This is a genomic window from Klebsiella sp. Ech2A (assembly GCF_030078455.1).
Taxonomy (GTDB): domain Bacteria; phylum Pseudomonadota; class Gammaproteobacteria; order Enterobacterales; family Enterobacteriaceae; genus Klebsiella; species Klebsiella terrigena.
On the sequence record NZ_JAQGFU010000183.1, the window covers coordinates 1 to 8853 of the forward strand.

General features: G+C 61.0%; 11 protein-coding genes. 3 read left to right on the forward strand and 8 right to left on the reverse strand.

Features of this window, described 5'->3' with window-relative positions; translation table 11 throughout:
* The 4 genes from PFH44_RS22125 to PFH44_RS22140 all read right to left on the reverse strand — a co-directional run.
* On the reverse strand, positions 1–599 hold a 599-nt coding region (locus PFH44_RS22125), incomplete at its 3' end, for a methionine ABC transporter permease (protein WP_283826156.1).
* Complete coding sequence (locus tag PFH44_RS22130) at positions 596–1387, reverse strand: methionine ABC transporter ATP-binding protein (protein WP_076947518.1); 792 nt, start codon at positions 1385–1387, stop codon at positions 596–598. The genes PFH44_RS22130 and PFH44_RS22125, both read right to left, overlap by 4 nt.
* Positions 1384–2190: a MetQ/NlpA family ABC transporter substrate-binding protein gene (locus PFH44_RS22135; protein ID WP_283826157.1), complete on the reverse strand. Its 807-nt coding sequence runs from the start codon at positions 2188–2190 to the stop codon at positions 1384–1386. Before PFH44_RS22135 ends, PFH44_RS22130 begins: the two co-directional genes overlap by 4 nt.
* A 23-nt stretch (positions 2191–2213) precedes the next feature.
* Positions 2214–3242, reverse strand: a complete 1029-nt coding sequence (locus PFH44_RS22140) for an isopenicillin N synthase family dioxygenase (protein WP_045858193.1) — start codon at positions 3240–3242, stop codon at positions 2214–2216.
* 289 nt (positions 3243–3531) lie between these two features.
* On the opposite strand from PFH44_RS22140, the gene PFH44_RS22145 reads away from it, so the two are divergent.
* Positions 3532–3819: a VF530 family protein gene (locus PFH44_RS22145; protein ID WP_045858189.1), complete on the forward strand. Its 288-nt coding sequence runs from the start codon at positions 3532–3534 to the stop codon at positions 3817–3819.
* A gap of 44 nt (positions 3820–3863) precedes the next feature.
* Here PFH44_RS22145 and PFH44_RS22150 read toward each other — a convergent pair whose 3' ends face one another.
* The 3 genes from PFH44_RS22150 to PFH44_RS22160 all read right to left on the reverse strand — a co-directional run bounded on the left by PFH44_RS22150 (position 3864) and on the right by PFH44_RS22160 (position 5729).
* Positions 3864–4214, reverse strand: a complete 351-nt coding sequence (locus PFH44_RS22150; RefSeq protein WP_045858188.1) for a DUF6404 family protein — start codon at positions 4212–4214, stop codon at positions 3864–3866.
* Between the two features lie 2 nt (positions 4215–4216).
* On the reverse strand, positions 4217–4651 hold the full coding sequence (locus PFH44_RS22155) for a hypothetical protein (protein ID WP_283826158.1): 435 nt from the start codon (positions 4649–4651) through the stop codon (positions 4217–4219).
* Positions 4652–4772: 121 nt separating this feature from the next.
* Positions 4773–5729: an AraC family transcriptional regulator gene (locus PFH44_RS22160; protein ID WP_283826159.1), complete on the reverse strand. Its 957-nt coding sequence runs from the start codon at positions 5727–5729 to the stop codon at positions 4773–4775.
* Between the two features lie 109 nt (positions 5730–5838).
* Here PFH44_RS22160 and PFH44_RS22165 point away from each other — a divergent pair, with 109 nt between their 5' ends.
* Positions 5839–7038 carry an MFS transporter gene (locus PFH44_RS22165; RefSeq protein ID WP_283826160.1) on the forward strand — a complete coding sequence of 400 codons (1200 nt, stop codon included), beginning with the start codon at positions 5839–5841 and terminating at the stop codon, positions 7036–7038.
* 38 nt (positions 7039–7076) lie between these two features.
* On the opposite strand, the gene PFH44_RS22170 is transcribed toward PFH44_RS22165, so the two are convergent.
* Positions 7077–7526 carry a helix-turn-helix domain-containing protein gene (locus PFH44_RS22170; protein ID WP_045858182.1) on the reverse strand — a complete coding sequence of 150 codons (450 nt, stop codon included), beginning with the start codon at positions 7524–7526 and terminating at the stop codon, positions 7077–7079.
* A gap of 69 nt (positions 7527–7595) precedes the next feature.
* Here PFH44_RS22170 and PFH44_RS22175 point away from each other — a divergent pair, with 69 nt between their 5' ends.
* Positions 7596–8822, forward strand: coding sequence for an MFS transporter (locus tag PFH44_RS22175; protein WP_283826161.1), 1227 nt, complete (start codon positions 7596–7598; stop codon positions 8820–8822).
* Positions 8823–8853: the final 31 nt, after the last annotated feature.

Sequence of the window (8853 nt, forward strand, 5' to 3'; positions counted from 1 at the left end):
ATTGCCACCAGGATCAGTACCGTGCCCACCATCACCTCGTTATTAAAGCGCTGGTAGCCGTAGCGGATCGCCAGATCGCCTAATCCGCCGCCGCCGATCACCCCGGCCATTGACGAGAAGCCAATCAGCATCACGATCGTCAGCGTCACGCCGGCCAGCAGGGTCGGCAGCGCTTCCGGAAGCAGCGATTTAAAAATTACGTGCCAGATGTTGCCGCCCATCGACAGGATCGCCTCAATCCGCCCGTAGTCCACCTCGTCCAGCGCATTTTCCGTCAGCCGGGCGAAGAAGGGAAAGGCGCCGATGGTGACCGGCACCACCGCGGCGGTACTGCCGAGGGTGGTGCCGATAATCAGGCGGGTAAACGGGATCAGGGCAATCAGCAGCACAATAAACGGCAGCGAGCGGCCGAAATTGATCGCCGCCCCCAGCAGCGCGTTGAGTTTTGGCATCGGCAGCAGGCCGTTTTTGCGCGAGACAAACAGGATAATCCCGGTCGGGAGCCCGAGCAGAACGGTAAAAAATGCCGCCAGCCCGACCATATAAAGGGTGTCCAGGGTGCCGCCTACCAGCAGCGGCCAGAGATCTTCCCAGCTCATGCTACTCCGCATAAAGGCCTCCCGTGAAAGCCGTGACGGGCGAGAAAGTCGCGCTCCGTTTGCGGATCGTGGAGCAGCGACTGACGCAGTTTTGACCACGGCGCCACCAGCAGATCGGCAATTTTTCCGCTTTCAACAATTTCTCCTTTTTCCAGCAGCGCGGCGTGATCGCACAAGGTTTTCACCACTTCCAGCTCGTGGGTGATCAGCACGATGGTCAGATGCAGGCGCTGATTGATATCCGCCAGCAGCGCCAGCACCGAAGCGGTGGTTTCGGGGTCCAGCGCGCTGGTCGCTTCATCGCACAGCAGCACGTCCGGCCGCGCGGCCAGCGCCCGGGCGATCCCTACGCGCTGCTTTTGCCCGCCGGAAAGCTGGGAGGGAAAGGCCTCGGCCTTATCGCTGAGCCCTACCAGGTCGAGCAGTTCCTCTACCCGGGCCCGACGGGCGGCCTTTGCCATCCCGGCTATTTCCAGCGGCACCGCAACGTTGTCGGCGACGCTGCGCGCATGGAGCAGATTAAAATGCTGGAAGATCATACCGGTGCGCAGGCGATAGGCGCGCAGGGCCGATTTGTCCATCTGCGTAATATCATGTCCGTTCACAATAATGCGGCCCGCAGTGGGCCGCTCCAGCAGATTCAGACAGCGTATCAGCGTACTTTTGCCCGCGCCGCTGCGCCCAAGGATGCCGTAAACGGCGCCCTTAGGGACGTGCAGCGAGACATCGTTGAGCGCCGGTCGGCCCGTTCCGGCATAAGTTTTACTCAGCCCCAGCACCTCGATCATGACTGCGGCGCGACCGGTATCACCGAGCCGTTGTACTGTTTGCGGATAAATTCCGCCACCTGCGGCGACGTCAGATCCTTCGCCAGCTGCTTGATCCGCAGATCGTTGGCCAGGGACGGATTGGTGACGAGGATATTGGCGTAGGGGTTATGCGCCGCGCTTTCCAGACCCAGCGCATCTTTTGCCGGCGTCAGTCCCGCTTCCAGCGCATAGTTGCCGTTAATCACCGCCAGGTCGACGTCGTCGAGGGAGCGGGGGATTTGCGGTGATTCAATCTCAAGAATTTTGAGATGCTTAGGGTTCTCCACAATATCCTTTGGCGTGGCCAGGGTGGTGGCCGGGTCGGTAAATTTCGCCGCCAGCTTAATCAGCCCCTGGCTCTGCAGCAGGAACAGCGCCCGACTCAGGTTGGTGGTGTTATTCGGCACCGCGACGGTGGCGTTTTCCGGCAGGGATTTGAAATCTTTATGTTTGCGCGAGTAAATACCCAGCGGTTCAATATGCACCGTTGCCGCCACGGTAAAGGTTTTACCCAGCGCTTTCTCCTGATCTTTCAGATAGGGAACGTGCTGGAAATAGTTGGCATCCACGTCGCCGTTTGCCAGCAGCTCGTTGGCGTTCACCCCGCTGGTGAGCTCAACGATCTTCAGATCGAGGCTCGGATCGATTTTCTTGATGTAATTCAATATCTCGGCATGCGGTACCGGGTCAGCGGCGACGCGCAGCGCGGCGGCCTGCGCCGAGGACCATGCCAGAGAAAGAGACAGTGCTACCCCTGCCAGTTTGAAAGCGGCATTTTTCATGGTGTTTTCCTTTATTGTTATGTTTAAACGATCAGTTGTTCGGCGCGTTCGCGAAACACATCCTGGTAGTAGCGTTCGGCAACGTCCGGATGCGAGCGCAGGCGCCCCTTCAGGTAGTTCCAGCCCACCTCCCGCAGCAGCGGATTCTGCGGATCGCTATCCGGCCCGAGCGCCTCCTGCGCCAGTTCAGGCGGCAGGGTGTAGACCGGAACCACGGCGTCGAGCTGCGCGCCGAGGAAGAAGGCGATAGAGAGGCGCTGCTGGTCCGCCGGCGGCGAAACGACGCGATGCACCGTCGCGCGCAGATAGCCATTGGTCGCCAGCTCAAGCAGTTCGCCAATATTGACCACGAAGCTGCCGGCCAGCGGGGTCGCATCGATCCAGCGGCCGGGCGCGACTTCAACCTGCAGCCCTTTTTGCTCATCCTGGAGTAAAAAGCTGAGGAACCCGGAATCCTTATGCGCGCCAACGCCCTGGCTGCTTTGCGTCTCCTGCTGGCCGGGGTAGCGGATCAGTTTGATATGCTCGTTGGGCTGCTGGCCGTAGAGGGTATCAAAGGCGTCATTGGGTAAATTCAGGGCTTCGGCAAAGGCGCGCAGCACGGTAATACCGACCTGCGTCATCGCGCTTTGCCAGCTCAGCAGCGTTGGTTTCAGCTCAGGCAGCGCGTCCGGCCACAGGTTAGGCCCCTGCAGGCGCTGCCAGCGCGGCGCATCGTCGCCGAGGGTTAAAGCAGGGCGCTCGGCGCCAATATCGAACTGTTCGCGCCAGTCCGGCTGGCCGCGGGTCAATTCCGACGCGGCGCGGTTGTAGCCGCGAAAGTGCGGGGAGTGAATCATGGCCACCGGCTGCTTTTGCGCATCGGCCAGCGAAAAGAAGCGGCGGGAGAGCTGCTGCACGCTGTGCTGCAGCTGGTCATCCACGCCGTGATTGATCAGGTAAAAGAAGCCGATATCGCGCGCGGCGTGGCGCAGGTCGGTAAGAAAAGCGGATTTCTCAGCGGGATCCGCGTAGCGCGCAAGATCGAGAATCGGCAGCGTGGTTGCGTTCATTGTGTTCTCCGAAGGCGGTGTGCGTATATTTTTGGCTATTCAGATTCAGGGTTCGGGGACAACAACAGCGCATAATCATTTCCTCAGTCAGGTGGTCAAACACAGCTTGCCCTAAGCGAAAATAATCAACCAATAACCTTCTTTTCTAATTTATGTCCGTCGGGGGGTCAGTGCTTTTGCGAATAGTAGATAAGGGCGATAGCGCGCTAAGTCCGCCTCGCGAGTTGCGCGGGGCGAAAGGAGTCAGTATGGTGTGCGCAATTTCTCAGGTATTTCAGGACAGGACATTATGCAGCCTTCAAAAGATCCCCTCCACGGCGTCACGCTTGAGGCGTTACTCAACGTACTGGTGGCGAAATATGGCTGGGCGGAGCTGGCAAAGCGCATCAATATTAACTGCTTTAAGAGCGATCCCAGCGTCAAATCCAGCCTGAAGTTTTTGCGCCGGACGCCCTGGGCGCGCAAGGAAGTGGAAGAACTCTATATTGATAGCCTGGAAGATATTGCCGATGAGCGGGAGGATATGCCGACCGACGGCCCGTGGGCGAACTGGCAAAGTAAGAAAGAACGGCAGTAGCCTGCCGCCGTTCCCGCTCTGCACTGAGGGGGAACGGCGCGATCTCAGACCAGCTTATTCCAGCCCGGCAGCCTGTTCGCTTTGCGGCGAATAAAATGGTGGCCAGCATCCAGCAGGCCATAAATCAGCCCCATCTGCAGGCAATTACGCAGAATTTGCGGCCACTCATCGGGTACGCTGCGCCAGTTCAGGAGCAGCATAATCGGGATGATGAGCAGGCTAAAGCCCGCTGCGGAAAGCAGGAAGTTGCTCCAGAACGGGTTGAATACCGGCGGCGGGACCTTCCAGCCGGCTTTCCATAACAGGCGGTATAGCGGGGGAACGTACTCACTCCGCCTCATATTTCGCTCCGCCATGAGCGCGAAGGCGCGGCTTTTTTTCTCATCAAAGTTCATGGTTATTCCTGCTGATAGACGACGCCTGCCTGCCTGCGCATCTGCCGCCACTTCACGGTGTGATAAATAAAATAGCCGGCGGCTAAAGGCAGCGTCAGCGGCATGACGATAAAAAGATATAGCGCGCCAATTCGGTGACCATCAATAACCTCAAACACGCGCGCTGAGGTCAGGCGGAGCAGCGTATCGTCAGCCCCTTTTTTCGCAAAGGGATACAGCAAAATAGAGACCCAGCCGAGCGCAATAAGCGGCCAGCCGACGGTATCGTATAAGTTGTAAATAAAAATACCGAAGAACAGAGCGCCACACGCCAGCTTACCGATAAACTCCGGACGCTTAATAAAAAGCACCGCCGGATGCACGATGCGGACCTTACTCTGCCGCGGCCTGCGGCTTCCCGTTTTCCGCGGTCGGCGGCGGCTGTTTTTTCTGCTCACGTTTTTGTTAGCTATCCTGATATATCCTGGGCGCACCGCGCATGCCCCATAGTGATATTAACCGGCGAATTGAGCAAATATAATTCAGCCGAGCTGCCAAAAAACGGGGGGGATATTCTGCCTATATCTCTTCCCCGGGTGAAATAGCGCGCAGGGCGCCGGGCGCCTGGCCGGTAATACGCTTAAACGCGCGGCTAAATGCGGCATGGGAGCTGTAGCCCAGCTTAAAGGCCACCTTTTCCAGGGCCTGGCCTTCATGGGAGATGTACTGAACCGCCAGCCGCATGCGTAATTCGGTCAGATAGCGCGCGGGCGTCGTGCCGGTCGCCGCCAGAAAGCGCTCGGCAAATACCGAACGCGAAGTTCCGGCCTCGCGGGCCAGGTCCTCAACCTTCCAGTTCACCCCGGGCTGCTGATGCATCACGTAGATAGCTCTCGCCAGCTTCGGGTCGCGCAGCACCTGCACCCAGCCGGTGGCGTTGCCGCAGCCGCACTCAACCCAGCCGCGAACGATCAGCGCCGCCACCACGTCCGCCAGCCGCGCGAGGATCCCCGCATAGCCCGCCTGGCGGGTGAGGGTTTCTCGCTCCATCGCCGCCAGCAGGGGCTGGATCTCCGGGCGGGTATTCAGCAGGCTGCTGACCATCATCACCTCCGGCATCGCCTTGACCAGCGGCTGCATACCGCCGAGCTCAAAGTCCATACAGCCGCTGAAAATAATGGCGTTGTCCTGCGACGGCTGCGGGCTCTCGTTTTTGATGCAGCACACCGTACTGCACACCGGCTCGGTAGGCAGCTGCTGTACGTTGACGATCTGCGCCCCGGCGTCGGACATCAGCGCGTGGCCGTCGCCGTTGGGGATAAACAGCGCGTCGCCGCTCTCCAGAGCCAGCTGCTGCCCGCTGGCCATGCGCAGCACAACCGGGCCGCGGCTGATGAAGTGAAACTGCGCCTTGCCTGGCACATAGCTGAACGCCACCCCGAACGGGCGGCCGGACTCAATGCGCCGGTAGTTGACGCCTGAAAGGCGCATGCCGCGCAGCAGCTCGCTGGTGAGATCGATGGCCTGATGGGTCATAACGCTATTCCCGGACGAATAATCAATAATGGCAGAGTATGCATCATAGATCGTCCGAAGAGAAGTTTCTAAGCTGTGTCGGATTGTTAACTGTTCTGGAGAGATGTATATGAGTTCCTGCATTGTAGCCGATGAGAGCCAGCTAAACGCCAAACCCGCATGGCGGGCCGTTTATGCGCTGGCGCTGGGCGTTTTCGGCCTGATTGTTGCAGAGTTTCTTCCCGCCAGTCTGTTAACGCCGATGGCGACAAGCCTGGGCGTAAGTGAAGGGATGGCGGGGCAGGCGGTGACCGCGACGGCACTGGTGGCGCTGGTGACCGGGCTGCTCATTACCCCGGCGACCAAAAATATCGATCGCCGCTGGGTGCTGATGTTTTTTTCGCTGCTGCAAATCATCTCCAGCATGATGGTCGCCTTTGCGCCCTCGCTGGCGTTTTTACTCCTCGGCCGCCTGCTGCTGGGGATTGCCATCGGCGGGTTCTGGTCAATGTCCACCGCGACCGCTATGCGCCTCGTGCCCGCCGCGTTTGTCCCCAAAGCGCTGGCCATCATCTTCTCCGCCGTATCGGTAGCGACCGTCGTGGCCGCGCCGCTGGGCAGCTATTTAGGCGGGATGATCGGCTGGCGCAACGTGTTTATCATCTGCGCGCTGCCGAGCCTGGTGGCCCTGTTCTGGCAGCTGTGGGTTCTGCCCTCCATGCGTCCGGAAAGCGCAGGCAGCTTTGCGACGCTGTTTAAGGTTCTGCGCCGGCCGGGGATGCTGGGCGGCATGCTGGCAACCATTTTGATTTTCAGCGGCCATTTCGCCTTCTTTACCTACCTGCGGCCGTTTCTGGAAACCGTCGCCCTGGCGAGCGTGGAGGGGGTTTCGCTGATCCTGCTGGGCTTTGGGCTGGCGAACTTTGTCGGGACCTCGATTGCCGGTTATTTACTGGCCCGCAGCCTGCGCATGACGCTGGCGATGGTGCCGTTGGCGATGAGCATTCTGGCGCTGATGATGGTGACCTTCGGCCATCTGGCGCTGCTTGACGGCCTGATGGTGGCCATGTGGGGCTTCGCCTTTGGCCTGGTGCCGGTGGGCTGGTCCACCTGGCTTGCCACCACGGTGCCGGATGAGGCCGAAAGCGCCGGGGGGCTGCTGGTTGCCTCCATCCAGCTGGCCATCAGCGCCGGGGCGGCCGGCGGCGGGGCGGTGTTCGACATCACCGGCGCCAGCGGCGTCTTCACCGGCAGCGGTCTGCTGCTGCTCAGCGCGATGGTCATTGTCCTGGTCGGCGTCCGGGTAAAGCCGGTGCCGAGCGGAGAGTAAAAATAAAAGCGCCTGCGGGCGCTTTTTTCGTTTCGCCGTCAGCCGGGGCGCTTCAGCGAGCGGCCGCTCGGCGCTTTTTTCTTTGCCGCCCTGGCGCCGCTTTTCCCCGCCAGCTCAACAAGACGCCTGAAGGTCGGGCACTCCATATGCGAAGGCGCCGGGCAGTCGGCGACGTGGCGAAGCGTATCGCGCAGGGCGGTGAGCTGCTGGATCTGGCGGTCGATGCGGTCGGCCTGCTGGTGAAGCCCGGCGCGCGGAAGGTCGGGAGAACCCTGTTTGCCGAACATGCTCGCGATCTCATCGAGCGAAAAGCCCGCCGCTTTGCCCATGGTGATGAGCTTCAGATGCAAAAGCACGTCGTGCGGAAACTGTCTGCGCAGCCCGTGCCGTGAAATCGACGCGATCAGGCCGATCTCTTCGTAGTAGCGCAGCGCCGAGGGCCTGATCCCGCTCAGGGCCGAAACTTCACCGATATCCAGAAATTTCATGCTTGACCTCAATTCGACTTGAAGTCGTAGCATGCGCCTGAACCGAATTTCCGGCAAGAGGGCAAGGCTATGGCACAGGTGGAATTACCGATCGCAACACACAAACAGGCGGCAATAACGGCGGCGCTCGCGCTCTGTATGCTGCTGGCCTCGCTGGGCACCAGCATCGCCAACATTGCGCTGCCCACGCTGGCCGCGGCCTTTTACGCCTCTTTCCCGCAGGTGCAGGCGGTGGTCACCGTCTATCTGGCGGCGCTGACGATCTCGGTGCTCGCTGCCGGTCGCCTCGGCGACAGATGGGGGCTGAAGCGCATGCTGATGGTCGGGCTCGGCCTGTTTATCGCGACCTCACTGCTCTGTAGCCTGGCCGCCAGCCTGTGGTTTTTAACCGCGGCCCGGGCGCTGCAGGGGGCGGGAGCCGCTTTCCTGATGACGCTAAGCATGGCCCTTATGAGACAGGCCGCCGGGAAGGATCGCATCGGCCGGGCGATGGGGCTGCTGGGAACCACCTCGGCGCTGGGTACGGCGCTCGGTCCCTCCCTCGGCGGGCTGCTGATAGCCTGGGCGGGATGGCGCAGCATTTTCTGGGTTCAGCAGCCGATCGCCTGCCTGGCACTGCTGCTGGTGTTTATCGTCCTGCCGGCCGATCGCCGCGCGCGCGGCGAGGCGCAAACAGGCCAGCGTCCGGTGCCGATCGGGCGTCTGGCGCCCTGGCTGCTGGTCAATCTTTTGGTGGCCGCGGTGATGATGGCTACCCTGGTGGTGGGGCCGTTCTATCTCGGCAGCGCGCTTAATCTGAGCACCGCGGAAGTGGGCTGCGTGATGGCCATCGGCCCGGTGGTCTCTATCTTTTGCGGCGTGCCGGCCGGCCGCCTGGTTGACGGCTGGGGAACCCGCCGCACGCTCTACGTGGGGCTGATCCTGCTGACGGCAGGGGCCTTTATGCTGGCAGAGCTGCCGAACCGGACGGGCATTATCGGCTACGTGCTGTCGGTTATGGTTCTGACCCCCGGCTACCAGCTTTTTCAGGCCGCCAACAATACCGCCGCGCTGCTCGAGGCGATGCCGGGCCAGCAGGGTACTGTTTCAGGACTGCTCAGCCTTGCGCGGAATATGGGGCTGATCGCCGGCGCGGCGGTAATGGGAAGCGTTTTTTCGTTTGCCGCCGGCACGCAGGACCTCGTTCACGCTCCGGCGTCGGCCATCGGCGGCGCCATGCGGTTCACCTTCCTGCTTGCCCGCATCATGATGACCGCCCCTATCGGCATCGTGCTCCCCTGGCGCCTGAAACAATAGCCCTCTCCTTGCGCGGCAATCCCGCCGCGGC

Excerpts from the sequence above, each read along its gene's own strand:
- PFH44_RS22130 (WP_076947518.1), bottom strand. The coding sequence starts at position 1,387 with ATGATCGAGGTGCTGGGGCTGAGTAAAACTTATGCCGGAACGGGCCGA.
- PFH44_RS22135 (WP_283826157.1), bottom strand. The coding sequence starts at position 2,190 with ATGAAAAATGCCGCTTTCAAACTGGCAGGGGTAGCACTGTCTCTTTCT.
- PFH44_RS22140 (WP_045858193.1), bottom strand. The coding sequence starts at position 3,242 with ATGAACGCAACCACGCTGCCGATTCTCGATCTTGCGCGCTACGCGGAT.
- PFH44_RS22145 (WP_045858189.1), top strand. The coding sequence starts at position 3,532 with ATGCAGCCTTCAAAAGATCCCCTCCACGGCGTCACGCTTGAGGCGTTA.
- PFH44_RS22150 (WP_045858188.1), bottom strand. The coding sequence starts at position 4,214 with ATGAACTTTGATGAGAAAAAAAGCCGCGCCTTCGCGCTCATGGCGGAG.
- PFH44_RS22160 (WP_283826159.1), bottom strand. The coding sequence starts at position 5,729 with ATGACCCATCAGGCCATCGATCTCACCAGCGAGCTGCTGCGCGGCATG.
- PFH44_RS22165 (WP_283826160.1), top strand. The coding sequence starts at position 5,839 with ATGAGTTCCTGCATTGTAGCCGATGAGAGCCAGCTAAACGCCAAACCC.
- PFH44_RS22170 (WP_045858182.1), bottom strand. The coding sequence starts at position 7,526 with ATGAAATTTCTGGATATCGGTGAAGTTTCGGCCCTGAGCGGGATCAGG.
- PFH44_RS22175 (WP_283826161.1), top strand. The coding sequence starts at position 7,596 with ATGGCACAGGTGGAATTACCGATCGCAACACACAAACAGGCGGCAATA.